Source organism: Phaeobacter sp. CAU 1743 (genome assembly GCF_039839315.1).
Lineage (GTDB): Bacteria > Pseudomonadota > Alphaproteobacteria > Rhodobacterales > Rhodobacteraceae > Phycobacter > Phycobacter gallaeciensis_A.
This window is the reverse complement of the sequence record NZ_JBDOQR010000058.1, coordinates 1-23842: the sequence shown is the minus strand read 5'-3', so window position 1 is coordinate 23842 and position 23842 is coordinate 1. Positions and strand designations below refer to the sequence as shown.

The 23842-nt window shown below is 62.1% G+C and carries 22 protein-coding genes and 1 pseudogene; 6 read left to right on the top strand and 17 right to left on the bottom strand.

Annotated features, from left to right (window positions below):
* Positions 1-406: 406 nt before the first annotated feature.
* Positions 407-1027 carry a glutathione S-transferase gene (locus AAFO90_RS18860; protein ID WP_347510374.1) on the bottom strand — a complete coding sequence of 207 codons (621 nt, stop codon included), beginning with the start codon at positions 1025-1027 and terminating at the stop codon, positions 407-409.
* A gap of 144 nt (positions 1028-1171) precedes the next feature.
* On the opposite strand from AAFO90_RS18860, the gene AAFO90_RS18855 reads away from it, so the two are divergent.
* Positions 1172-2056: a LysR family transcriptional regulator gene (locus AAFO90_RS18855; RefSeq protein ID WP_347510373.1), complete on the top strand. Its 885-nt coding sequence runs from the start codon at positions 1172-1174 to the stop codon at positions 2054-2056.
* A gap of 30 nt (positions 2057-2086) precedes the next feature.
* Here AAFO90_RS18855 and gph read toward each other — a convergent pair whose 3' ends face one another.
* The 10 genes from gph to AAFO90_RS18805 all read right to left on the bottom strand — a co-directional run bounded on the left by gph (position 2087) and on the right by AAFO90_RS18805 (position 11961).
* Complete coding sequence (gene gph / locus AAFO90_RS18850; protein WP_347510372.1) at positions 2087-2758, bottom strand: phosphoglycolate phosphatase; 672 nt, start codon at positions 2756-2758, stop codon at positions 2087-2089.
* A complete protein-coding gene (locus AAFO90_RS18845; RefSeq protein ID WP_274829163.1) occupies positions 2755-3312 on the bottom strand; it encodes a thioredoxin family protein in 558 nt (185 codons plus the stop codon). The genes gph and AAFO90_RS18845 overlap by 4 nt, the downstream gene beginning before the upstream one ends.
* A 15-nt stretch (positions 3313-3327) precedes the next feature.
* The gene (locus tag AAFO90_RS18840; protein ID WP_347510371.1) at positions 3328-4032 is read right to left on the bottom strand and encodes an HAD family hydrolase; all 705 of its coding nucleotides are present in this window, start codon (positions 4030-4032) and stop codon (positions 3328-3330) included.
* Positions 4022-4705 carry a ribulose-phosphate 3-epimerase gene (gene rpe / locus AAFO90_RS18835; protein WP_347510370.1) on the bottom strand — a complete coding sequence of 228 codons (684 nt, stop codon included), beginning with the start codon at positions 4703-4705 and terminating at the stop codon, positions 4022-4024. Before rpe ends, AAFO90_RS18840 begins: the two co-directional genes overlap by 11 nt.
* A 71-nt stretch (positions 4706-4776) precedes the next feature.
* Positions 4777-5832 (bottom strand): class II fructose-bisphosphate aldolase, encoded by a 1056-nt coding sequence (fba, locus tag AAFO90_RS18830; RefSeq protein ID WP_347510369.1) that lies wholly within the window; start codon positions 5830-5832, stop codon positions 4777-4779.
* A 9-nt stretch (positions 5833-5841) separates the two neighbouring features.
* Positions 5842-7053, bottom strand: a complete 1212-nt coding sequence (locus tag AAFO90_RS18825; RefSeq protein ID WP_347510368.1) for a phosphoglycerate kinase — start codon at positions 7051-7053, stop codon at positions 5842-5844.
* Positions 7053-8054 (bottom strand): type I glyceraldehyde-3-phosphate dehydrogenase, encoded by a 1002-nt coding sequence (gap, locus tag AAFO90_RS18820; protein ID WP_065270436.1) that lies wholly within the window; start codon positions 8052-8054, stop codon positions 7053-7055. Before gap ends, AAFO90_RS18825 begins: the two co-directional genes overlap by 1 nt.
* Positions 8051-10051, bottom strand: a complete 2001-nt coding sequence (tkt, locus tag AAFO90_RS18815) for a transketolase (RefSeq protein ID WP_347510367.1) — start codon at positions 10049-10051, stop codon at positions 8051-8053. Before tkt ends, gap begins: the two co-directional genes overlap by 4 nt.
* 11 nt (positions 10052-10062) lie before the next feature.
* Positions 10063-10935 carry a phosphoribulokinase gene (locus AAFO90_RS18810; RefSeq protein ID WP_065270434.1) on the bottom strand — a complete coding sequence of 291 codons (873 nt, stop codon included), beginning with the start codon at positions 10933-10935 and terminating at the stop codon, positions 10063-10065.
* Between the two features lie 24 nt (positions 10936-10959).
* Positions 10960-11961, bottom strand: a complete 1002-nt coding sequence (locus AAFO90_RS18805) for a class 1 fructose-bisphosphatase (RefSeq protein WP_347510366.1) — start codon at positions 11959-11961, stop codon at positions 10960-10962.
* Between the two features lie 90 nt (positions 11962-12051).
* Between AAFO90_RS18805 and AAFO90_RS18800 the strand changes: the two genes are divergently transcribed.
* Positions 12052-12987: a LysR family transcriptional regulator gene (locus tag AAFO90_RS18800; protein ID WP_347510365.1), complete on the top strand. Its 936-nt coding sequence runs from the start codon at positions 12052-12054 to the stop codon at positions 12985-12987.
* 17 nt (positions 12988-13004) lie between these two features.
* Here AAFO90_RS18800 and AAFO90_RS18795 read toward each other — a convergent pair whose 3' ends face one another.
* The 4 genes from AAFO90_RS18795 to AAFO90_RS18780 all read right to left on the bottom strand — a co-directional run bounded on the left by AAFO90_RS18795 (position 13005) and on the right by AAFO90_RS18780 (position 17992).
* Entirely contained in the window at positions 13005-15320 is a 2316-nt protein-coding gene (locus AAFO90_RS18795) for a VWA domain-containing protein (protein ID WP_347510364.1), read from the bottom strand.
* Entirely contained in the window at positions 15286-16089 is an 804-nt protein-coding gene (locus tag AAFO90_RS18790) for a CbbQ/NirQ/NorQ/GpvN family protein (RefSeq protein WP_347510363.1), read from the bottom strand. Before AAFO90_RS18790 ends, AAFO90_RS18795 begins: the two co-directional genes overlap by 35 nt.
* Before the next feature lie 69 nt (positions 16090-16158).
* Entirely contained in the window at positions 16159-16515 is a 357-nt protein-coding gene (locus tag AAFO90_RS18785) for a ribulose bisphosphate carboxylase small subunit (RefSeq protein ID WP_347510362.1), read from the bottom strand.
* 43 nt (positions 16516-16558) lie between these two features.
* A complete protein-coding gene (locus tag AAFO90_RS18780) occupies positions 16559-17992 on the bottom strand; it encodes a form I ribulose bisphosphate carboxylase large subunit (RefSeq protein WP_347510361.1) in 1434 nt (477 codons plus the stop codon).
* Positions 17993-18115: 123 nt separating this feature from the next.
* On the opposite strand from AAFO90_RS18780, the gene AAFO90_RS18775 reads away from it, so the two are divergent.
* The 4 genes from AAFO90_RS18775 (at position 18116) to tig (ending at position 22854) form a co-directional block, all read left to right on the top strand.
* Entirely contained in the window at positions 18116-19036 is a 921-nt protein-coding gene (locus tag AAFO90_RS18775) for a LysR family transcriptional regulator (RefSeq protein WP_347510360.1), read from the top strand.
* A 97-nt stretch (positions 19037-19133) separates the two neighbouring features.
* Positions 19134-19850, top strand: coding sequence for a hypothetical protein (locus AAFO90_RS18770; protein WP_347510359.1), 717 nt, complete (start codon positions 19134-19136; stop codon positions 19848-19850).
* Positions 19851-20232: 382 nt separating this feature from the next.
* Complete coding sequence (locus AAFO90_RS18765; RefSeq protein ID WP_347510358.1) at positions 20233-21303, top strand: porin; 1071 nt, start codon at positions 20233-20235, stop codon at positions 21301-21303.
* A gap of 219 nt (positions 21304-21522) precedes the next feature.
* A complete protein-coding gene (tig, locus tag AAFO90_RS18760; protein ID WP_347510357.1) occupies positions 21523-22854 on the top strand; it encodes a trigger factor in 1332 nt (443 codons plus the stop codon).
* A gap of 100 nt (positions 22855-22954) precedes the next feature.
* On the opposite strand, the gene AAFO90_RS18755 is transcribed toward tig, so the two are convergent.
* Entirely contained in the window at positions 22955-23419 is a 465-nt protein-coding gene (locus tag AAFO90_RS18755) for a lytic transglycosylase domain-containing protein (RefSeq protein WP_065270426.1), read from the bottom strand.
* 317 nt (positions 23420-23736) lie between these two features.
* Positions 23737-23842 (bottom strand): annotated as a pseudogene (locus AAFO90_RS18750) (IS5/IS1182 family transposase); the annotation flags it as partial.

The following is a 23842-nucleotide window of genomic DNA, read 5'->3' as shown; positions in this document are numbered from 1 at the left end:
CTGACGTAACTTGCTTGAATGATATGCAATCTAGGGTGTAATCTGTTTGGCAATCTGAAATCATAAGGCGTTTTGCATGGCGGGTTTGAGGCTACACGAAAACACCATCAAGCGGCGTGATAAGCCTTCAGTCGCGGGAGACATTCTATGGATCTGGAATTAGCGGCTGTTGCGGCAATTTTGGAAAATGACGGAGTTCTGGCGAAAATCAGGGGCGTTCCGAGTTCTGTCCAGATGGAGGAACATGTCTAGGGGCCGCAAGAATCGTCTTGAAGCTACGTCGCGGCGACGGAAAGCAAGGCATCGAATTCTCTGTCGATGCGGCGCAGGCTTTGGGACTGCAGGGGAGCACAGGTGGCAAGGGGGCCGTGGCGCAACGCCGAAAAAGACGCCACGGCCAAACCAATCAGGCTGCGAGGCCGACCTTGGTCACGGGCATTGCTTTGAAGCCTTTCAGACCTTCGATATTGGCCAGCAGGCGACGCAGGTTCGGGTAGGCTTCCAGCGAGATGCCACCTTCGGGTGCATGCGCGCTGTAGGAATAGATGGCGATGTCGGCGATGGTCGGCTCGGTGCCCACCAGGAATTCACGGCCTTCCATATGCGCCTCGATCTTGCCAAAGACGGCAGCGGCGGTTGCCGCGCAGAATTCTGCGTCAAAGGGGGCGTTGAAGACGTTGATCAGACGCGCTGCAGCCGGGCCAAAGGCGATTTCGCCAGCTGCCAGGCTGAGGAATTTCTGCACCTCGGCTTCCAGCACCGGATCGGTGGGCAGGAAAGACGGCGCGTACTTGCGAGCCAGGTAAACCAGGATGGCGTTGGAGTCAGCGATCACGGTGTCACCGTCTTCGATTACCGGCACCTGACCGGCGGGGTTCAGCGACAGGAACGGCTCTTCCTTGTGGGCGCCTGCGGCGAGGTCAACGGTGATGACCTCATGTGCGATGCCGGCGAGGTTCGCAAGCAGTTCGACCCGGTGGGAGTGGCCGGAGAGCGGGAAGCCGTGAATACGGATTGAATTGGACATTTGGGGTTTCCTTCCTTTGTCTGATGCCTGTGCGGCTTATGGACAAGGCAAAGGTAAACTCGCCATATTGTGAGGGTAACCGGTGAAATTGACGAAGTATAATGTACGGATTGACGACAAAAAATATGCAAGGAACTCCATAGAATGGACACGCTGGATTGTATGCGCACCTTTGCTGCCGTGGCGGCGCAACGCTCTTTTACCGCGGGTGCCCGGCAGGTGGGAATCAGCACCAAACTGGCCAGCAAATATGTGGCCCGGCTTGAGGAAAGACTGGACGCGCAATTGCTGCACCGGACCACGCGCAGCGTCACTCTGACCGACACCGGACAGGCCTATCTGGAACGCTGCATCGCCTTGCTTGATCAGTTCGAAGAGCTGGAGGACGTGGTGCAGCAGCGCCAGCAGCAGCTTGTCGGTCCGATCCGCATCACGGCCCCGACCGGGCTTGGTAGCCGCGAATTGGTGCAGGCGCTACAGCCGTTCCAAACCGCGCATCCGGATGTGCGGATCGAACTTGTGCTCTCTGACCAGCATATTTCGATCCTTGAGGACGGCGTCGATCTTGCGGTGCGGTTCGGCACGCTGAAGGATTCCTCGCTGGTGGCGCGCAAGCTGACCGACATGCCGGTGGTTGTGGCCGCATCGCCCAACTATCTAGCGGCCCATGGCGAGCCAAAGGAACCCCACGCGCTGTCGACACATAATTGCCTGCTGATGACGGCTTCGTCGCAGCCAGAGGTCTGGACCTTCAGCCAGGGGCGTCGGCAGATCGCGGTCACGGTCACTGGGGATTTCAGGGCGAATTCCCCCCGCGCGGTGGTCAATATGGCAGCGCTGGGGCGGGGCATTGGCCGGGTCCCGGAATACGCGGCACGCCCATTTCTGGAGAGCGGCGAGCTGAAGCAGCTCTTTGCGGATCGGGGCACGGTGAATATGCCGCTATATGCGGTCTACCCGCCCAACAGGCATCTGACCACGCGCATCAGGGCGCTGATCGATCATCTGGCCGGGGCATTTGGCGGGTGAAGCACCTGCCGGGGGCGGCGGCGGGGCAGGTCAGACCGACCCGGCTTTGACCGTCATGACGCGGTCTGCGATAGCGGGCAGATGCCGGAAGGCGTCGAAGGTGCAGGCCGTGACCAGCTGATCCACCGGGGTTTTCCGGTAACCCTGCGTGAAAAGGGCAAAGTCGATGCCCGCCCGCTGCGCCGTCTCTGCATCGACCTCGCTGTCGCCTACATACATCCGCGAGGTCCCGCCCAGGGTTTCAAAGGCGTGGTGCAAAGGGGCCGGGTCGGGTTTTCGGACGGGCAGAGTATCACCGCCTACGACGATGTCGAAATACTGCATCAGATCCAGTGCTTCGAGGATCTGCAGCGCCGGGGCCCGGAATTTGTTGGTACAGACGCCAAGGCGAATGCCAGCCTCCTGCAGGCGCGTAAGGCAGTCGGTCACGCCCGGGTAGGGCTGCGACAGGTCGGCGGGATGCGCTGCGTAATACGCCATCATCCGGGTGATGGCGAGGTTCTCATCGGCTTCGGGGATGCCGCTGTCGCGCATGACCAGCCGGACAAGGTTCGGTATGCCATTGCCGATAAAGCTGGTCACCCGCGCCAGGGTCAGCGGCGGCTTGCCAAACTCTGTCAGCATCTGGGTCACGGCGGCGTGGATGTCGGCGGCGCTGTCCACCAGCGTTCCGTCAAGGTCGAAAACGATTGCGCGGCTCATGCGGGATCCTTCCATTTGATCGAACAGCCCATCGACGGCACTTGATCCGCCGGGCCCTGGCCGGTGTCTGCGACCTGTCGCATGGCCTCAAACAATTCGCGCCGGGCGCCTTCCGGCGCCGGATTGCGCCCCGAAGCATCGAGGCGGCCCCGGTACTGCAGCGCGCCTGCGGCGTTGAAGCCAAAGAAATCCGGTGTGCAGGCGGCATTCCAGCTGCGAGCGACGCTTTGATCTGCGTCATGCAGATAGGGAAAGGGAAAGGCTCGGTCACGGGCCAGTTCGACCATCTTCTCGAAACTGTCGCGGGGATAGGTTTCCGCGTCATTGGAACAGATCGCCGCCATCCCGATGCCCAAGGCTTGCAGGTCGCGTGCATCGCGCTCGATCCGGTCCAGAACCGCGATCACATAGGGGCAGTGATTGCAGATGAACATCACCAGCGTGCCCTTGGGGCCTGCGATATCCGTAAGGCTGTAGGTCTTGCCATCGGTGGCTGGCAGGCGGAAATCCGGCGCGCGCCAGCCGAAATCGCAAACGGGAGGGGAGACGGCCATATCTTGATCCTTTTGTCAGACGGTTTGCGGCGTGGGCAGAAGGGGTGCGAGCGCCTCAATTCCGCCGAGGTGAGTGACATCCGGGACCACGCATTCGGCGCCGGTGAAATCATCGCCGCCTGTGTAGATCGATGGGGTGACGATACAGGCCAGCCCGGCGGCGTCGGCGCTGCGCAAACCGTTGCTGCTGTCCTCAAACGCCAGGGCGTTTTCCGGGGCGATGTCCAGACGTTTCAAGGCCAGCTCATAGACATCCGGCGCGGGTTTCTTGGCAGCGACCTCGTCGCCGCAGGCAATGACCGGGAAAATACTGTCGGCAGGCGCGCCGAAACAGGCATGGCAAAGGGCATCGACATTGGGGCGGCTGGTGGTGGTGGCAATGGCCGGGGTCAGCCCTGCATCCTTTGCCTCTGTGATCAGCGCGGCAATGCCGGGGCGCAGGTTCAACCCGCCGTCGCCCATCAGGCGCACATAGCGATCCGTCTTGGCCCTGTGCAGCGCGGGAATGTCGATACTCTCGGGCGCAAGGCCAAGGTCACGCATATGGTGGGCTATGCGTTCCTTGCCGCCGGTGGTCTGGAGCAGGCGGCGGTAGTCGTCTTGGGTCCAGTGCCAGTCGAGGCCTTCTTTGGCGAATGTCTCGTTGAAGGCGCGCCGGTGCAGCTCCTCGGTTTCCGCAAGGGTGCCGTCCACATCAAAGATCAGCGCCTCAAGCGGCATTGGCCGCTTCGCGGATGGCGCGGATGTTTTCGCCATAAACGCCCGGGTTGTCGACCGAGCCACCCTTGAAGACCGCCGATCCGGCGACCAGCACATCGGCACCTGCCGCGCGCACCTTGGGGGCGGTGGTGGGATCAACGCCGCCGTCGATCTCGATATGCACGGGGCGGTCGCCGATCATCTGGCGCAGGTCGGTGATCTTGCCCGTCATGTCGATGAATTTCTGCCCGCCAAAGCCGGGGTTCACCGTCATCACGCAGATCAGATCGGTGAGGTCCAGAAGATGCGCCACCGCCTCGGCCGGGGTGCCGGGATTGAGGGCAACGCCCGCCTTCATGCCCGACGCGCGAATGGCCTGTAGGGTGCGGTGAATGTGGGGTCCGGCCTCGATATGCGCAGTCAGCACATCGGCGCCCGCATCGGCATAGGCCTCGATATAGGGATCGACCGGCGCGATCATCAGGTGCACGTCCATCACGGTTTTCACATGCGGGCGGAAGGCTTTGACCGCCATCGGTCCAAAGGTGAGGTTGGGGACGAAGTGACCATCCATCACGTCCACATGCACCCAGTCGGCGCCTTCGGCCTCAATGGCGCGGATTTCCTGCCCAAAGTTGGCGAAATCGGCAGAGAGGATGGAGGGCGCGATCTTCACGCTGCGGTCAAAGGACATCGGGAACCTCGTCATATCGGGGAGGGGCAGGGGGCGCGAACGCCCCCCGGATTCGCTTCGCGCGGGAGAGATCAGACCGCCAGCGCACCGCTGCCGTAGCGTTTTGCCATCTCATCCAGATCGATCGGCGTGATCTTCGCGGCATTGCCTGCGGTGCCGAAGCGTTCAAAACGGTCAAGGCAGAGTTTTTCCATCTCTTCCATCGCAGGGATGGTGAACTTGCGCGGGTCGAACTCGGTCGGTTTTTCCTGCGCGACCTTGCGGAATTGGCCGGTGATCGCCATGCGGTTATCCGTGTCGATATTGACCTTGCGCACGCCCGACTTGATGCCGCGCTCGATCTCTTCGACCGGCACGCCATAGGTCTGGGGCATTTCGCCACCGAACTCGTTGATCAGGTCCTGAAGGTACTGCGGCACGGACGACGAGCCGTGCATCACCAGATGCACATTGGGGATCTTGGCGTGGATCGCCTCGATCTGGCTGATCGCCAGAATGTCACCAGTGGGTTTGCGGCTGAACTTATAGGCGCCGTGGCTGGTGCCACAGGCGATGGCAAGCGCATCCACTTGGGTTTTCGCCACGAAATCCTTGGCCTGATCGGGATCGGTCAGAAGCTGTTCCTGAGAGAGCTTGCCCACCGCGCCCGATCCGTCCTCTTCGCCTGCCTCGCCGGTTTCCAGCGAGCCAAGCACGCCCAGCTCGCCTTCGACCGAGGCGCCAACCCAATGGGCCATGCGGGAGACACGCTCGGTGATCTCGACGTTGTAGTCATAGGAGGCGGGCGTCTTCATGTCCGCCTCAAGCGAGCCATCCATCATCACGCTGGTAAAGCCGTGGCGGATCGCCGACAGGCAGGTCTGTTCGTTGTTGCCATGGTCCTGATGCATGCAGATCGGGATATGGGGGTACATTTCCACCAGCGCCTGGATCATGTGCCGCAGCATGATGTCGCCCGCATAAGAGCGCGCGCCGCGGCTGGCCTGCAGGATCACCGGGCTGTCGCATTTCGCGGCGGCCTTCAGGATCGCAAGGCCCTGCTCCATATTGTTGATGTTGAAGGCGGGCACGCCGTAGCCGTGTTCGGCGGCATGGTCGAGCAGTTGACGAAGAGTGATAAGTGCCATGAAAACCTCTTAGGCCGCTTCTGCCGCGCCTTGCAGCGCCGCAATGCCGGGGAGCGTCTTACCCTCCAGCCATTCCAGAAAAGCCCCCCCGGCGGAGGAGACATATGTGAAATCGCCAGATACACCGGCCATGTTCAGGGCCGCAACCGTATCCCCGCCACCTGCGACAGAAACAGCCAGCCCTTGCCGGGTCAGATCGGCGGCTGTCTGTGCCAGATGCCGGGTCGCAAGGTCAAAGGGAGAGAGTTCAAACGCCCCCAGCGGCCCGTTCCACAGGATCGTCTTACAGGAGGTCAGCACCGACTGGAACCGTTTCAACGCACGCGGGCCTGCATCGAGGATCATGGCGCCTGCCGGGCAGGCATCTGCGGCGGTGATGTCATGGGCTGCCCCGGCAGCAAAATCATAGGCGGCGACCACGTCTTCGGGCAGATGCAGGGTGCAGCCTGCCTTTTGCGCCAGCGTGCGGATCTCCCGCACGGTGTCGATCTGGTCCGCCTCGTGCAGCGAACGGCCCATCGGTGCGCCGTCGGCAAAGAGAAAGGTATTGGCCATGCCGCCGCCGATGATGATGTGATCGACCTTTTGAACGAGGTTCTTCAGCACCGCGATCTTGCTGGACACCTTGGCGCCGCCCACCACCGCCACGGCTGGGCGTTTCGGGCTATCCAGTGCCGCAGATAGCGCCGCGATCTCTTCGATCATCAACGGGCCTGCGACGGCTGGCAGCAGGTGCGCCAGCGCCTCGGTCGAGGCATGGGCGCGGTGCGCACAGGAGAAAGCATCGTTCATGTAGATATCGCCCAGCTTGGCCAGCTGTGCGGCAAAGGCGAGATCATTGGCGGTTTCCCCGGCATGCAGGCGCAGGTTCTCGCAGAGCATGACCGTGCCATCCGTCAGACCCCGGCTGCGGGCGACTGGCTCTTCTCCGATTAGGTGCGGGCAGAAGCGGACCGGGCGGCCCAGCGCCTGTGCCAAGGCTGGGATCAGCGGTTCGACGGAATGCGGCCCGGCCTCGGCGCCCGGCTCGGGGCGGCCAAAGTGGGTCAGGATCACCAGCCGCGCGCCTGCGGCCAGCAGGGGCTTCATCCCATCGGCAAAGCGGCGAATGCGGGTGTCATCGCTGACTGTGCCGTCCTCATTCATCGGCACGTTGAGGTCGGCGCGTACCAGAATGCGGCGGCCCTTGACCGAGGTAAGATCGATCTGCGGCAGGTCCATCACTGAAGTCTCCCCATGGCATTGGCCGTATCCGCCATGCGGCAGGAAAAGCCCCATTCGTTATCATACCAGGCCATCACCCGCACCAGCCGCGCGCCCAGAACCTTGGTCTGGTCGGCAGCAAAATTGCAGGAATGGCTGTCGTGGTTGTAATCGATCGAGACCTTGGGCTCGGTCTCGTAGCTGATGATCTGCTGCATGTTTCCTGCCGCAGCCTCGGCCATGATGGCGTTCACCTCGTCCTCGGTCACATCGCGACCCGCCATGAAAGTGAGATCGACGGCAGACACATTCGGGGTCGGCACCCGGATGGCGGATCCATCCAGACGGCCCGACAGTTCCGGCAGAACCTCCCCAATGGCCTTGGCCGCACCTGTGGAGGTGGGGATCATCGACATCGAGGCCGCACGGGCGCGATAGAGATCCTTGTGACGCCGATCCAGCGTGGGCTGATCGCCTGTGTAGGAATGCACCGTGGTGACAATGCCGCTGTCGATGCCGATGGCGTCATTCAGAACCTTGGCCAGCGGTGCAAGGCAGTTGGTGGTGCAGGAGCCGTTGGAAACCACCAACTCATCGCTGCGCAGATCGCGGTGATTGACGCCGTAAACCACGGTGCGGTCGGCGTTTTTGGCGGGGGCCGAGATCAGCACCTTGCGCGCGCCCTGTTTCAGGTGGACCGAGGATTGCTCCTTGGAATTGAACACACCCGAACACTCCAGCACCACGTCCACGCCGTCCCAGTCGAGTTCCTCTGGGTTGTAGGTGGAGAAGACCTTGATCGGGCCGCGGCCCAGATCCAGCGTGTCGTCATTGACCGCAACAGGGTGCGGAAATCGCCCATGCACGCTGTCATAGCGTAGAAGATGCGCGTTGGTTTCAATTGGGCCGGTGGCGTTGATCTTCACTACCTCGATATCGTTGCGACCGCTTTCGATGATATGGGCCAGGGTGCAGCGTCCGATGCGGCCAAAGCCGTTGATGGCGACTTTCGTGGTCATGCCTTCGTCCTTTTCTCGATCTGTCGGCGGGCCGAGGCGGCGATGGCTTCGGCCGTGATGTTGAAGTAGCGGTAAAGCTCCTCGGCGGGGGCGGAGGCGCCAAAGCCACTCATCCCGACAAAGCCGTCGCTGCGTTCCAGGAACAGCTCCCAGCCCTGGCGAATGGCGGCCTCGACGCCGACCCGGGGCGCGCTGCCGCGCACGGCGGCGCGGTAGTCCGGGGATTGGGCGGCAAAGGCCTCGAAACAGGGGGCGGAGACCACGGCGGCCTTGATCCCGTCTGCTTCCAACAGATCGGCGGCCTCCATGGCGATTTCCACTTCCGATCCGGTGGCAATCAGGGTCACGTCCCGCGCGCCGCCGCCGCGCAGCACATAGGCGCCGCGTGCAGTCAGGTTTTCGGCGCTGTGGTTGCGGCGCAGGGTGGGCAGGCCTTGGCGCGACAGGCACAAGACCGTGGGGGTGGTGTCCGAAGTGGCCGCCATCTCCCAGGCCTCGGCGGTTTCCACCGCATCGGCGGGGCGGATCACGTTCATGTTTGGCATCGCGCGCAGCGAGGCGATGGTTTCCACCGGCTGATGCGTCGGGCCATCCTCGCCAAGGCCAATGGAATCATGGGTCATCACGTATGTGACGGGCACCCCCATCAGGGCCGAGAGCCGCATGGCCGGGCGGCAATAGTCTGCAAAGGCAAGGAACGTGCCGCCATAGGTTCTGAAGCCACCGTGCAGGGCGATGCCGTTCATGGCGGCGGCCATGGCGTGTTCGCGGATGCCGTAATGGATGTAATCGCTGCTGAAATCCTGTGCCGTGACGGGCCGCATGGCGCTGCTGCGGGTGTTGTTGGACCCCGTCAGATCCGCCGAGCCGCCGATGCTGTTGGGCAGGGTGGCATTGACCACCTCCAGTGCCATTTCGGAGGCCTTGCGGGTTGCGACCTTTGGCGCATCGGTACTGAGGCGGGCCTTATAGGCGGTGATCGCGGCGTGTAGCGCCTCTGCATCCGGCGGGGCCATGGCCGCGTCGAACTCCGCGGCCTTTGGTGCGTTTTCCTTGCGTGCCTGCCAGTCTTTTCTTGCCTTGGCGCCGCGTTTTGCCACGTCTTCCCAGGCGTTGCGCACACCATCGGGGATAACAAACGGCGCATGGGGCCAGTCAAGGGCGTCACGGGTGGCTGCGATCTCCTCGGCACCCAGGGGGGCGCCGTGCACCTTGTGGCTGCCACCCATATTGGGCGCGCCTTTGCCGATAACCGTGCGGCAGGCAATCATCGACGGGCGGTCATCGGCGCGGGCGGCAGCAATCGCGGCGGCGATCGCCTCGGGTGCGTGGCCATCCACGGCCTGTACATGCCAGCCTGCCGCCTCGAACCGCTGTTTCTGGTTCATCGAGGTCGAAAGATCCGTGGGCCCGTCGATGGTGATCCGGTTGTCGTCCCAAAAGACGATCAGCCGCGACAGGCCAAGATGCCCGGCCAGATCGATGGCCTCGTGGCTGATCCCCTCCATCAGGCAGCCATCCCCGGCCAGCACATAGGTGTAGTGATCGACCAGATCATCGCCAAACCGGGCCTGCATCATGCGTTCTGCCAGCGCCATGCCCACGGCGGTCGAGATCCCCTGGCCCAGGGGGCCGGTCGTGGTTTCGATCCCTGCGGCATGGCCGTATTCGGGATGTCCCGCCGTGCGCGCGCCCATCTGGCGGAAGTTGCGCAGCTGAGCGGCGTCCATATCCGTGTAGCCGAGCAGGTGGTGGATCGCATAGACCAGCATGGAGCCATGTCCTGCGCTCATCACGAAACGGTCGCGGTCGGGCCAGTCGGGGCAGCTTGGGTCGATCCTGATGAAGCGGTTGAACAGCACCGTTGCCACATCCGCCAGCCCCATGGGCGCACCGGGGTGACCGGAGTTCGCAGCCTGTACCGCATCCATGGTCAGAGCGCGGATGGCATTGGCCATCAGGGTTTCATCGGCTTTCACCGGGGTTTGAACATTCATGAGAAGTCTCCTCAGGCACGTTTGGCTTCGCGGACCAGGCGGATCACCATCGGCGTAAAGATCAGCTGCATCGCCAGATCCATCTTGCCGCCAGGGATCACCAGGCTGTTGGCGCGGGTCATCCAGCTGCCCTCGATCATGGACATCAGATAGGGAAAATCGATGCCGCGCGGGTTCTTGAACCGGATCACCACCAGGCTTTCGTCCGGGGTGGGGATCCAGCGCGCCACAAAGGGGTTGGAGGTATCCACCACCGGCACGCGCTGGAAATTGATGTCGGTCTCGGAAAACTGCGGGCAGATGCAATGCACATAGGCCTGCATCCGGCGCAGGATGGTCTCGGTCACCGCCTCGGTGGAATAACCGCGCGATTCCCGGTCGCGGTGGATCTTCTGGATCCATTCGAGATTGATCACCGGCACCACGCCGATCTTGAGATCTGCCAGCGCGGCAAGGTTGACATCATCGTTCACCACCGATCCGTGCAGCCCTTCGTAGAACAGAAGGTCGGAATCATCGGGGAAGGGCGCCCAGGCGGTGAATTCCCCCGGGGGAACGCCGGTCCGCTTGGCTTCCTCGGCGTCGTGCACATAGGTGCGGGTGCGCCCCTTGCCGGTCTGGCTGTATTCGCGAAAGACCCGTTCCAGCTCCCCGAGCTCATTTGCGTCATAGGAGAAATGCGAGAACGTGTGATCGCCGTCGGCCTGTCTGCGTTCCAGCTCGGCCCGCATATCGGCGCGGTTGTAGCGATGAAAGGCGTCGCCTTCGATCGAAACGGAGGTAATGCCTTCGCGGCGGAAGATCTGGTCGAAGGTCTTTTTCACGGTCGAGGTGCCCGCGCCGGAAGACCCCGTGACACTGATGATCGGGTGTTTGGTGCTCATGTCGATGTCCTGAAGGTGTGAGGATCAGGCGCGGAACAGTCCGCGCAAGCCAAAGAGAGCGGATGTCTCCTCGTCCGGCAGATCGTGATAGGTGGCGACCCGTGCCACCTTGTTGGACGAGCCGAAGACAAAGGGGGTGCGCATGTGCAGGGTCTCGGGGACCGCATCCAGGATCGGGTCCTGCCCGTCGGTGGCCCGTCCGCCTGCCTGTTCGATCAAAAAGGCGATGGGCGCGCATTCGTAGACATAGCGCAGCCGCCCCCGGCCATAGCCCTGCCGACCATCAGCGGGGTACAGAAAGATCCCGCCCCGTGTCAGGATACGGTGGGTCTCGGCCACCAGGGAGGCAATCCAGCGCATGTTGGAATCGGCGCCGGTCGGCCCTTCGGTCCCTGCCACGCGATCATCGATATAGGCGCGGATCGGTTTGCTCCAGTGCCGGTAATTCGAGGTATTGATGGCGTATTCGTTGGAATCCGGTGCGATCTCGGCGACCTGTCCCAGCAGACGGAATGTACCGCTCTGCGGATCCAGCACGTATTTGAGCACCCCGTCGCCCAGGGTGACAATCAGCGCGCATTGCGGCCCGAAGATCGCATACCCCGAGGCGAGAAGATCCCGGCCGGGTCGCAGAAACGACGCCTCGGGCGTGTCCGCAGCCGGATAGATGCCAAAGATGGTTCCGATGGACACATTTGTGTCGATGTTGGAGGAGCCATCCAGCGGATCGATGGCAATGGCAAATTGCCCCTTGGGGTTCATGGTGACGACAGTGTCCTGCTCTTCCGAGGCATAGTGACGGACATCGCCTTCGCGCAGGGCGGCCATGAAGGCCTCATCGGCGATCACATCCAGCGCTTTTTGCGCATCGCCATCGGTGTTGGTGCCCGCCGCTCCGGCAAGGTTTTCGTCGATGCCGCCGCGCGCAATGCGCTGGGCAAGCTCGGCAGCAACAGCGGCCAGCCGGTCCAGTTCTGCAACAAGCGCAGGCTCGGCCCCCTGGGGCACCTGATCAAGAGTTTTCATGTGGTTGTCCTCCCTGACGCGACAAAGCTTGCAAAAATCGAACTTTTAAGGAATTTAAAAAATAGAAAGATCGATTAGAGGATTTCGAATTTGCGGTTCGACGCCATCACTCTCAAACAATTGCGCGCGCTGCTGGCGGTGGCGGACACAGGCTCCCTGACCATGGCGGCGGATCTTTTGCATCAAACGCCGCCGACAATTCACAGCCAAATCAAGAACCTGGAAGGCGCAGTTGGAGAGGCATTGCTACAGAAGGCTAGCGATGGTTCGGGGTTTCAGCCGACTCTGGCGGGGCAGGAGATGCTGGCCGCCGCACAGCGGATCGAAGCGAATTTGTCGCATGCAGAGCGGCAGATTACCGCTCTGACCCAAGGGCGGCGCGGCCATGTGGTGCTCGGGACGGTATCTACGGCGAAGTATTTCGTGCCGCGTCTGGTGCGGCTGTTGCAGGACCGAATCCCGGATGTGGAAATCTCGCTGCGGGTGGCCAACCGATCCGATGTGATGCAGGCGCTGAACCGGGGGGACTATGACCTGGCGATCATGGGGCGGCCACCGCGCGGGGTGATCCACCGGGCGATCCCACTGGGGCCGCACCCGCATGGCATCGTGCTGCCGCCGGATCATGCGCTGGCGCAGGAAGACGGATATGACCCGCATCGGCTGCTGCAGGAAACCTTCCTCAGCCGTGAGGAAGGGTCCGGCACCCGGATCCTGATGGAGCGGTTTATCGAACGGTTGGCAGAGGGGCATAGTCCCAACAAGGTGGTGATGCCCTCGAACGAGACGATCAAACAGGCAGTTCTGGCGGGGCTGGGGATTGCGTTCCTGTCGCTGCACACCGTGCATGACGAGGTCACATCGGGGCGGCTGGCGCTCTTGCGCGGGCGGGATCTGCCGGTGATGCGGCATTGGTATCTGATCACCGGCGCCGCAGAGGCAGATCATGTGTCTCCGGCGACGGAAATGTGCGCGCAGGAAATCGACGCCTTGTCAGGCGTTTACCTGCCAAAGTTCGACTTGTAGCGTTCGGTGCCGTGATCTCAGCGGGTCAGCGCCGCATAAAGCTGCGGCAGGCGTTCCGGCAAGCGCTCGACCCGGTCCAGGATCATCGCGCCACGCGGGCCAAAGATCCGCTGCACATAGGCATCGGCACCAGGGTCCAGCGTCAGGCAGAAGGGGGTGATGCCGCTTTGGCTGGCTTCCTCCACCGCGCGGCGGGTGTCGGCGCGCAGGTATTGCGGATCGCGCACGTCGATATCGGCGGGCGCCCCATCGGTCAGAACCAACATAAGCTTGCGCGTGGCCTTCACCCGCTTCATCTGCGCCGTCGCGTGGCGGATCGCCGTGCCCATGCGGGTCGAGAGCCGCCCTTCGGCGCCCATCAGGCGGGCGGTGGCCAGATCCTCCCACGGCTGGTCGAAATCCTTGAACCGTTCATAATAAACCTGCGCGCGCCCGTCCGAGCAAAAGCCATGGATGGCGAAGGCATCGCCGACCCGGTTGATCGCCTCTGACAACAGCACACAGGCCGATTTGGTCAGATCCATCACGGTGGAGCCATCGCCCACCGGATCATTCGTCGATTCCGACAGATCCAGCAGCACCATGACGGCGGTGTCGCGCGTCTTGTGCACCTGGCGCATCATCACGCGCGGGTCGGGCTGGCGGCCCATGCGTATGTCGATGGCGGCGGTGATGGCGGCGCCGATGTCGATCACATCGCCATCCTCTAGCTTGCGAATGCGCTGCATGCCCTGCGGGCGCATGGCGTCCAGCCGGTGCTTCAGCCGCTCCATCACCGGGCGATGTTCGGCGAGGATCGCCTCCGCCCCGGTCGGGTCGCCCAGACGCGGGCGCCGTTCCAGCACCGTGGCCCAGGCGGGGCGCATCATCTGGATCGTGTGGTCGAACTCATCATACATCACCGGCGGCGCCAGCGGCTCGCGGCCTTCCTTCTCGTTGAAGCTTTGACCGTCGTCATCAAAGAACTCCGCCGATTGGACCCAGATCTCCTGTGCGTCCTCGCCTGCGGTTTCGACCTCCACCTCGTTCACCATTTCGCTGACCGAGACGTATTTACGCACCTGTGGCGGCGGGGCGTATGCGGTGTCGAATTCCAGTTCCTCGAATTCCCACAGAAGCCGGTTGTCGCAGCGATAGGGACAGGAGGGATGATCAGTGTAGGCCGAATAGGGCTGGCCGCGCAGGCGTTCGGCAAGGCGCAGGCCCAGATCGCGGGCAGCCTCCGCATCCGTCAGGTCAAGACCTGCGAATTCGCCCTGTACCCAGGCGGCAAGATCGCTAGCCGGGGCCTGATCCGGCAACAATAGCGCGCGGGCGATGCGGTCGAACTCTCCGGCGATGCCGGGGGCGGTGTCCTGATGAAACGGTGCCCAAAGATCGCGCAGCCGGGGCAGGCGGGCGATGGCAAGGGCCTCTGCGCGGGCGTCCTCAATGAGGCCAATCATGGCCGTCTGTAAGGCGTTCAGTCCTTCGCCCTGAATGGGTTTGCGCAGACAGGCGAGATGCGCAGCCAGATGGGCGGCTTGCGCGCGGTATAGATCCAGCGCGGCCTGATCCTGCCAATCATCCAGCGCATCAGGCAGGTGCAGGCTGTACCTCTCGTAATAGGGGCGCAGGCCCGTGCGATCCTCGAAATCGCCAGCCGTTGGCGTCAGCATGAAATCCCGCCCCCAAAGGGCGCGCAGGTACATCATCAACCGCCGCTGTACATCGACCAGCAAGGTCCCCTTGCGTTCGCGCTGAATGACGGCCCGGCTTTCCTCGGTCTCTAGCGAGAAATAGGCGAGCAGTTCCTTGAAGTTGGTCCGGTGCGCTTCCACCCCCCAGTCGGCCCAGCGGCGTAAGCCCCCAAGGGTCAGAACCTCCAGCAGTTCGGACAGGTGGTCAAGCATCGGGCGCACGGCGCGGGGCGCGCGGGCCAGAAGATGCTCCAGAAAACGCAAGTAAGCCATGAAAAGCATGGCATCGCCCAGCCGCATCGCGGCCTGCGGAGATGTCTCCAGCAGCCGGGCAATCACCGCGCCCGAGGTGCGCGAGGCAAAGCCCAGCAGCAGCGGCAGCAGATCGCCAAGGACATCCTCGCCCAGATCACGGGCAAGGGCTGGCGCGGCTTCAATCCAGGCGATGACAGGATCCGAGCCCCGGCCCAATTGCATCAGCGCTTCACAGCCGCGCAACCAGGTATCCAGCGCACGCGGCGACAGTTTGCGCCGCGCATCGGGCAGGGTGGCCAGCAGGACCTTGGCGACCTCACCCGGCAGGCTGTTCAGCAGCGCTGCACGGTCTTCGGGCAGGGTCTCAGAACCAGGTTGCGACAGCGGCATCGAGAGCATCGCGCATATCCGGATCATCAGTGATGGAGTTGACCAGCGCCATGGAGCAGGCGGCGCGCGGCGCAATGCCGCCCTTGATCAACCGGCCGGCGTGGATCAGCATCCGGGTCGAAACCCCTTCGTCCAGCCCGTGCCCTTTGAGGTTGCGGGAGCGCGCGCCGATTTCGACCAGCTTGCTTGCGGTATCAGTGTCGATGCCTGCCTCATGGGCCAGAATCTCGGCTTCGGTCTCACCCTCGGGCCAGGTGAAGTTCATCGCCGCAAAGCGTTGTTTTGTCGACTGTTTCAGGTCCTTCATCAGGGACTGGTAGCCGGGGTTGTAGCTGATCACGATCAGGAAGTCGGGGTGCGCCTGAAGAAGCTCTCCCTTCTTTTCCAAGGGCAGTACCCGGCGGTCATCGGTCAGCGGGTGGATGGCAACGGTGGTGTCCTGTCGGGCCTCCACCACCTCATCCAGGTAACAGATCGCGCCGTGCCGCGCGGCGAAGGTCAGCGGGCCGTCCTGCCAGCGGGTGCCGTCGGCATCCAAGAGATAGCGCCCCACCAGATCCGAGGCGGTCATGTCCTCGTTGCAGGCGACGGTGACCAGCGGGCGGCCCAGTTTCCAGGCCATATGTTCCACGAACCGCGTCTTGCCGCAGCCGGTCGGCCCTTTCAGCATGACGGGTATGCGGGCATCCCAGGCTGCGGTGAACAGCTCCACCTCGTCGCCGGTCTGCCGCCAGAAGGGCGCATCGGTGACGCGAAATTCGTCAAGCATGTCTTTCATGGCGGGCTCCTCCTGCTGGGCTTGGAATTTGCTGCCCGGCACGAGGGAGCGCCGGGCAGCAAAGGGGCATCAGACCATCTCGCCGCGGTAGACGACCATGTTGGCGCCCTGGCTTTGGGTGAAATTGTCATATCCCAGAAGGCGCACATGGTGCTTGGGGTTGGCGGCGTGGCATTCGTCCAGCTCGACCAGGATCGCGTCCACGTCGGTTTCACCGAACATCGGCAGCTTCCACATGTACCAGTAATAGCCGGTGGCGTTGCTGGGTTCGGTGTGTTCGATCGCCGGGTTCCAGCCGTTGGAGACGATCCATTCCACCTGTTTGCGGATCTGGTCCTTGGTCATTTCCGGAAGGTAAGAGAAGGTCTCCATCTTGCGCGAGGCGGGATCCGACAGGCGGGAGGGGTAGTCCTGAATGGTGCTCATGGTCTTGGTCCTTGTTGTGATGTGTTCGAGGGCTGAGCAGGGATCAGCGGTGCTGCACGTCCAGCTTGTCGACGGTGTCGAACACGAACTTGATTTCCTTCCAGGTCTCCATCGCGGATTTCAGCTCGGGCGAATGTTTCGCCGCCGCCATCAGGATATCCTTGCCTTCCTTCTCCAGCTCCCGGCCTTCGTTGCGGGCCTGAACGCAGGCCTCCAGCGCCACGCGGTTGGCCGCAGCACCTGCCGCATTGCCCCAGGGGTGGCCCAGGGTGCCGCCGCCGAATTGCAGGACGCTATCATTCCCGAAGATCGAGACCAGCGCGGGCATATGCCAGACGTGGATCCCGCCAGAGGCCACCGGGAAGACGCCCGGCATGCTGCCCCAGTCCTGATCGAAGAAGACGCCCATCTCGCGGTCTTCCTTGACGAATTTGTCGCGCATCAGGTTGATCCAGCCCAAGGTCGCGTTGCGGTCGCCTTCCAGCTTGCCGACGACGGTGCCCGAGTGCAGGTGATCCCCGCCCAGAAGGCGCAGAAGCTTGGTCAGAACGCGGAAGTTGATGCCGTGGTTGGGGTTGCGGTCGATCACCGCATGCATGGCGCGGTGGACGTGCAGCAGCATGCCATTGTCGCGGCACCATTTCGACAGGGAGTTGTGGGCGGCCCAGCCGACGGTCAGATAGTCGGACATGATGATGGGCGTGCCGATTTCCTTGGCAAATTCGGCGCGCTGGAACATCTCTTCCACCGTGGGGGCGGTGACATTCATATAGTGGCCCTTGCGCTCACCGGTTTCGGCCTGCGCCTTGTCGATGGCCTCCTGACAGAACAGGAAGCGGTCGCGCCAGCGCATGAAGGGCTGGGAGTTGACGTTCTCGTCGTCTTTCGAGAAGTCCAGACCGCCGCGCAGCACCTCGTAGACGGCACGGCCATAGTTCTTGGCCGACAGACCCAGTTTCGGCTTGATGGTGCAGCCCAAGAGCGGACGACCGTATTTGTCCATCTTGTCGCGCTCGACCTGAATGCCGTGCGGCGGGCCAAAGCAGGTCTTCACGAACCAGATCGGGAAGCGCACGTCCTCGAGGCGCAAGGAGCGCACGGCCTTGAAGCCGAAGACATTGCCGACGATGGAGGTAAAGACATTGACGACCGAACCTTCCTCGAACAGATCTGCCGGATAGGCGATGAAGGCATAAAAGGCTTCGTCCTGTCCCGGCACGTCCTCGATCCGGTAGGCGCGGCCTTTGTAGTGGTCGAGATCTGTCAGAAGGTCGGTCCAGACCGTGGTCCAGGTGCCGGTGGAGCTTTCGGCGGCCACGGCTGCGGCTGCCTCTTCGCGCGGCACGCCATCCTGCGGGATCACCTTGAAGACGGCCAGGACATCGGTGTCCTTGGGCGTGTATGCGGGTTCCCAATAGGTGGACCGGTAGTCCTTGACGCCGGCATCGTATTTCTTGGCTGGGGCTTGCATGTTCATGGGCTTGTTTCCTCCTCCTGGCCGCCGACGGGGGCGGGCCACTTCATTGGGATCAGAAGGCCACAAAGGCTAAATATAGTGAAATGAATAGTTTTTAGTTTCAGAATAAGGTATTCTGTATATATGCGGTATTCCCTTCGACAATTGCAGATATTTCAGGAGGTTGCGCAGCACCTCTCTTACACTCGCGCTGCCGAGGCGCTGCATCTGACGCAGCCGGCCGTCTTTGCGCAGGTGCGTCAGCTGGAAGAGCAGACCGGTCACAAGCTGATCGAGCGGATGGGCAAGACCCTGTTCCTGACCGAGGCGGGAGAGGTGGTGTTGTTGTCGGCGCAGCGCATGCTGGGCGAGGCCGAGGATCTGGACATGCGCCTCGCGGAGCTGCGCGGCATGGCACGGGGGCGGTTGCGGCTGGCGGTGGTGTCGACCGCGAAATACGACATCCCCGCCCGCATCGGGGCCTATAACAGCGACTATCCCGGGATCGAGGTTGCCCTGACCGTCTGCAACCGCGAGGAAATCCTAAGCCGTTTCGCTCAGAATGCCGATGACCTTTATATTCTGGGCACGCCGCCGCAGAATATGGCTGCCGAAGTGGAACGCTTTGCCGAAAACCCGCTGATCGTCATTGCGCCGCCGGATCATCCTCTGGCCACCCGGCAGGGGCTGAGCGTGGCGGACTTGTCCGTCTATCCATTCCTGACCCGGGAAAGCGGATCAGGCACCCGGCTGGCGGCCGAGCGCTGTTTCGAAGAGGCAGGGAAAGCCCCCGCCGTGCGGTTGGAGTTGGGCGCCAATGAGGCCGTCAAACAAGGGGTGATTGCGGGCCTCGGTTGGTCTGTGCTCAGCCGGGCTACCGTCGCGCTGGAGTTGCGCCACGGCTATCTGACGGAGCTTGACGTGAAGTCCTTTCCGATCATGCGTCATTGGTACGTGGCTTGGCCAAAGGGAAAGCAGCCAACGATGGCGGCCGAGGCGTTTCTGCAGCAGCTGAGGGAAGGGCCTGGGGCGGCTGGCGTGGGTTCCTCTGTGGCGGGACAATAATTTTCTTGGAAAACCGCCGATTATACCCGCGCGCTTTAGGGGGTTTTTACCATATCGGCTGAGTGTGCGGTTCATTGAATGGCAGAAGGTTTTCAATATGAGCTACGCACAGGTTTCAACGATTGCCACCCATGCACCGGCGAGCACAAGGTCTGTCAATGTTCTGGCGGGGCAAGGGGGGGCCAAAGAGGCGAAAACAGAAGATTCTGCCAGCCATGTTGCACCGCAGTCGCCTGACGCAGAGGCGATTGATGCAATCTTTGCTAACTACGACCTGAGCGATATCTCCCCGCAGGAAATTGACCAGATGGCCGATGAATTGGTGGCGGCAGGTTTTGACGACATGAAGTTTATTATGATGCTGACGACCAAGGGCGCGGCCTTCCAGGCCCATCTACAAGAGGACTTCGCGCAGTCCGGATATGAGGTTTCCCGTGGAAACAGCAACGCAAAGATGGACCTGATTGAGGTGACCCGCGACCAGCTGAAGATGTCCAAGGCCTTTGGCCAGCCGACCCAAGCTCTGGAAAGCTTTCTTGACGACATAGAGGATATCGCTGCGGAGCAGGCGGCACCGCCACGCGCGCCGATCGCTCTGGTCCGAGGGGGGCGATCTCGGCACGCTTGTGTTGTCGCAGGCCGACCGGATCTAGCGCTGGACTTAACCGGGCCCGATCGGGTCAGCGGACATGCCGGGGGGCGGGGGCTATGGAAATGGCCTCCGCCCCCTTTTTATTTGCGGTCAGGGTTTGCATGGGGCCGGCCTGGGGGCCTCGTCTCATGGCATCTCCCCTTAGACGGTCTGGCGGGGTGAGGCGGGGCTGAATCGGGCCTTGGAGGAGATTGCTTTTTCGTTATATTTTTCAGTGTGATAACGCACAGTTGATGTGTCGCGAGGAGCTCTGCTTTTCCATCAAGGCAGGAATGCGCTGAGCGCATGCGATGTGTGATCTTCCTCACATAAACAGACGCGATATCGGCCTAAAGGTGCCGGGCACTGGGCGCGATTGGCAACATTCCGCGCAGTTCATGCCGTGGGTTTCCAGCCGTCAGTCCATCCGGAATTTCAAGGATGCTGCGGCGAAGACGCCCTTGGTAATCAACGTATGAGGTGCAGCCGCCGGGGATGGGGCTGCCGTGCCGCGTCGAAACGTCAGGAGACATCTTTATGACCACCACACTCACAACCAGAGCCGATGCTTGCCGCTCCTGCATTTGCAGGCCCGACTTATGAAAACAGCACCGGCGGGTCGTTCACCTGGTACGGCCAGTTCGACCCGGCGTTCCAGTACTACGATGATGGCGCTGAAACCTACAGCCGCCTCGTGGACAACTCCGGATCCAACTCCCGCATCGGCTTCCGCCTGAAGCAGGCCTATGGCGAAAACACGCTGACCTTCGCCTTCGAAACCGCATTTGGTCTGCGCTCTTCCTACAGCGTCAACCAGACGTCCAAGGGCGACAACGTCAGCTGGTCCCGCACCAACCTGCGCCACGTGGACTTCCAATTCGACACCGCGCGTTACGGCCGTTTCTCGGCTGGTCAGGGCTCGATGGCGTCTGACGGCATTGCATTCGCCGATGCCTCCGGCACCGGTCTGGCTGCTGGCACAGCGGTTGCCGATCCGGCTGGCGGTTATGCGTTCCGCACCGCAGGTGGCGCTCTGAGCACTGTGTCCGTCGGCGACGCCTTCAAGGACTATGACGGCAGCCGTCTTGGCCGTGTGCGCTATGACACCGTGAACTTCAACGGTTTCACCTTCTCGGCGTCCTACGGTACCGACATCCTGAAAACCAACAACGACCGCGAAACCTATGACGTCGCTGTGCGCTACAGCAACGACGAGCTGGGTGATTTCGGGTTTGACGCAGCTCTGGGCGCAGCCTGGACCGAGGAAACCGGCAAGGCAGACATCCGTGACGTCGCGGGCTCCTTCGGCGTCGAGCACAAGCCGACCGGCCTGTCGCTGACCGTTGCTGCAGGCGAGCGTGACATTGCTGGCAGCTATGCCTACGCCAAACTGGGCTACAGCGCGAACCTGATTTCGGCTGGTTCCACCTCCGTCTCCGTCGACTACTACGATGGTTCGGACATGGTTACTTCGGGCGATTCTGCTGAATCCTGGGGCATCGCAGCCGTTCAGAAAGTCGACAAGTACAACGTCGAAGCTTATCTGGCCTACCGCGATTACTCCTATGCGGACACTTCCGCGACCAACTACCAGGACAGCAACGTGATCCTGGCGGGTGCGCGCTGGAAATTCTAAGTCCCGGGTATCCGGAGTGCTAAAAGACGAGAACACGCCCCGCGGGGCGTGTTTTTCATTTCGGGGTCGGTTTCACCCTACGAAACCCTCATAAACCTGCCCAATGTCGCACCGAAGGGGGCAATGCCTCTTGCACCGAAGGCCCCAGACACATAGAAGGCCTCAAATTGTCTGGGGGCGGAGCCTGCGCGCGCGCCCCGAATCTCTATGAGGTATAGGATGCAGGTCACCGAGACGCTGAACGAAGGTCTGAAACGCGGCTACGCCATCACTGTCACAGCCGCCGAGCTGGACGAGAAGGTCAACGAGAAGCTGGCAGAAGCGCAGCCCGAAGTGGAGCTGAAAGGCTTCCGCAAGGGCAAGGTGCCGATGGCCCTGCTGCGCAAGCAGTTTGGTCAGCGTATGCTGGGCGAAGTGATGCAGGAAGCCGTCGATGGCGCCATGAACAAGCACTTCGAAGACAGCGGTGATCGTCCGGCGATGCAGCCCGAAGTCAAGATGACCAACGAAGACTGGAAAGAAGGCGACGACGTCAACGTCGAGATGTCCTACGAGGCACTGCCTGAGATTCCCGAAGTCGACCTCTCCGTCATCTCGGTTGAGAAAATGGTTGTCAAAGCCGAAGACGAAGCCGTCGAGGAAGCGCTGCAGAACCTGGCCGACACCGCCAAGGATTTCGAAGCCCGCGAAGAGGGCGCTGCGTCGGAAGATGGCGATCAGGTCGTGATCGATTTCGTCGGCAAGGTTGACGGCGAATCCTTCGAAGGCGGTTCTGCCGAAGATTACCCGCTGGCGCTCGGCTCCAACTCCTTCATTCCCGGCTTCGAAGAGCAGCTGGTCGGCGTGAAGGCCGGTGAGGAAAAAGACGTCACCGTCACCTTCCCCGAAGACTACCAGGCCGATCACCTGGCGGGTAAGGAAGCCGTGTTCTCCTGCACCATCAAAGAGGTCAAGGCGCCGAAGGCCGCCGAGATCGACGACGAACTGGCGAAGAAATTCGGTGCCGAAGATCTGGAAGGCCTGAAGGCTCAGATCCGTGAGCGTCTGGAAGCGGAATACGCAGGTGCAGCCCGCGCCGTGATGAAGCGCGCCACCCTGGACAAGCTGGACGAGCTGGTCTCCTTTGACCTGCCGCCGTCGCTGGTCGAGGCCGAAGCACAGCAGATCGCGCACCAGCTGTGGCACGAGGACAACCCGGACGTCCACGACCACAACCACGGTGAGATCGAAGCGACCGAAGAGCACACCAAACTGGCCGAACGCCGCGTGCGCCTTGGCCTGCTGCTGGCCGAGCTGGGCCAGAAGGCAGAGGTTGAAGTGACCGACGCGGAAATGACCCAGGCGATCATGGCGCAGGCGCGTCAGTACCCGGGTCAGGAGCGCCAGTTCTTTGAATTCATTCAGCAGAACGCTCAGATGCAGCAGCAGCTGCGTGCGCCGATCTTCGAAGACAAGGTCATCGACCACGTGTTTGATCAGGCGACCGTGACCGAGAAAGAAGTCTCGAAAGACGATCTGCAGAAAGCTGTTGAAGAGCTGGACGAGGAGTAATCCTCTCCCTCCAGTGGTTATTGAAAGGGCCGCCCGTCAGGGGCGGCCCTTTTTCATTCTGGTACAGGGAATGCGGGCCACATGGACACCGCAAGCCGGTTCAGGTCCTCAGGCCGGTTTCCTTCAGCATGCCGCGGCGCTTGGCTTCGTAGTAGTAGCCACGTGAGTAATGTTTGACTGCGGTATCCTCGCTACCATCGGCAAGCAGCCAGGCGCCGCGCAGGTATTTCACCGAGAATTCAAGGTTGGTGTCGGCGTCCAACAGGTCCTGTGGCTTGCCTTTGAAGCCCATCGAACGCGCGGTGGCGGGCAGAATCTGCAACAGGCCGTAGTAGGGCCGGTTGACGGCTGTTGGGCGATGGGTGCTCTCCCGTACCGCCAGCCGGTGCACCAGAGAGCGTGGCACCTCGTAATGGTCGGACCAGTAATTGATCTTCTTGCGCAGGTCCGGGGTTTCATTGGGAAACAGTGGCGGCTCGTTGCGGCTGACGGCCTGAGGGGCAGCGCCGCAGCCCGCGGCAAGCAGCGGCAAGGCCAGCAGAGAGAAGACATGACGTCGGTGCATCGGGGAACTCCGGGCAACAGGAACAGAATGGATCCGTGAAGGGCGCTCCGTCTGGGGAGACGTTGGGCACCGGGGGATCCGTCACGGCAGACTAGTCATGCTTGAGAATGGCCACAATCGGGCGGAAGCGCGGCGCTGTTTCATCGGCAAATCTTCACCGATCCATGAGGGGGGCAGGGCCGCTGAAAGGGGTGTGAGCGCCCATTTCAGGCGCGCAAAAGTCCCGTTATGGAGCCATTGGCACGTATCGTCGGCAGCTTTGGCGGGCCTCCGCCGATATCCGGAAAAGTGCAAACAATTCTAGGGTCTGTGGACATTCATCGTGAGGCGATGATGGCAGCCGCGAGATGCCAATTGGCGGCGTAGCTGGACGTTGTCTTTTCGTAGCGGGTCGCTATGGCTCTGAATTCCTTGATCTTTGCG

Coding starts and splice junctions, on each gene's coding strand:
- AAFO90_RS18840 (WP_347510371.1), bottom strand. CDS start 4,032: ATGCCGCTTGAGGCGCTGATCTTTGATGTGGACGGCACCCTTGCGGAA.
- AAFO90_RS18770 (WP_347510359.1), top strand. CDS start 19,134: ATGAGCTACGCACAGGTTTCAACGATTGCCACCCATGCACCGGCGAGC.
- AAFO90_RS18805 (WP_347510366.1), bottom strand. CDS start 11,961: ATGAAAACTCTTGATCAGGTGCCCCAGGGGGCCGAGCCTGCGCTTGTT.
- rpe (WP_347510370.1), bottom strand. CDS start 4,705: ATGTCCTTTGACCGCAGCGTGAAGATCGCGCCCTCCATCCTCTCTGCC.
- AAFO90_RS18860 (WP_347510374.1), bottom strand. CDS start 1,027: ATGTCCAATTCAATCCGTATTCACGGCTTCCCGCTCTCCGGCCACTCC.
- AAFO90_RS18845 (WP_274829163.1), bottom strand. CDS start 3,312: ATGGCCGTCTCCCCTCCCGTTTGCGATTTCGGCTGGCGCGCGCCGGAT.
- AAFO90_RS18785 (WP_347510362.1), bottom strand. CDS start 16,515: ATGAGCACCATTCAGGACTACCCCTCCCGCCTGTCGGATCCCGCCTCG.
- AAFO90_RS18780 (WP_347510361.1), bottom strand. CDS start 17,992: ATGAACATGCAAGCCCCAGCCAAGAAATACGATGCCGGCGTCAAGGAC.
- AAFO90_RS18855 (WP_347510373.1), top strand. CDS start 1,172: ATGGACACGCTGGATTGTATGCGCACCTTTGCTGCCGTGGCGGCGCAA.
- AAFO90_RS18810 (WP_065270434.1), bottom strand. CDS start 10,935: ATGAGCACCAAACACCCGATCATCAGTGTCACGGGGTCTTCCGGCGCG.
- tkt (WP_347510367.1), bottom strand. CDS start 10,051: ATGAATGTTCAAACCCCGGTGAAAGCCGATGAAACCCTGATGGCCAAT.
- AAFO90_RS18825 (WP_347510368.1), bottom strand. CDS start 7,053: ATGGACCTGCCGCAGATCGATCTTACCTCGGTCAAGGGCCGCCGCATT.
- AAFO90_RS18775 (WP_347510360.1), top strand. CDS start 18,116: ATGCGGTATTCCCTTCGACAATTGCAGATATTTCAGGAGGTTGCGCAG.
- AAFO90_RS18790 (WP_347510363.1), bottom strand. CDS start 16,089: ATGAAAGACATGCTTGACGAATTTCGCGTCACCGATGCGCCCTTCTGG.
- AAFO90_RS18755 (WP_065270426.1), bottom strand. CDS start 23,419: ATGCACCGACGTCATGTCTTCTCTCTGCTGGCCTTGCCGCTGCTTGCC.
- gph (WP_347510372.1), bottom strand. CDS start 2,758: ATGAGCCGCGCAATCGTTTTCGACCTTGACGGAACGCTGGTGGACAGC.
- AAFO90_RS18765 (WP_347510358.1), top strand. CDS start 20,233: ATGCTTGCCGCTCCTGCATTTGCAGGCCCGACTTATGAAAACAGCACC.
- gap (WP_065270436.1), bottom strand. CDS start 8,054: ATGACCACGAAAGTCGCCATCAACGGCTTTGGCCGCATCGGACGCTGC.
- tig (WP_347510357.1), top strand. CDS start 21,523: ATGCAGGTCACCGAGACGCTGAACGAAGGTCTGAAACGCGGCTACGCC.
- fba (WP_347510369.1), bottom strand. CDS start 5,832: ATGGCACTTATCACTCTTCGTCAACTGCTCGACCATGCCGCCGAACAC.
- AAFO90_RS18795 (WP_347510364.1), bottom strand. CDS start 15,320: ATGCTCTCGATGCCGCTGTCGCAACCTGGTTCTGAGACCCTGCCCGAA.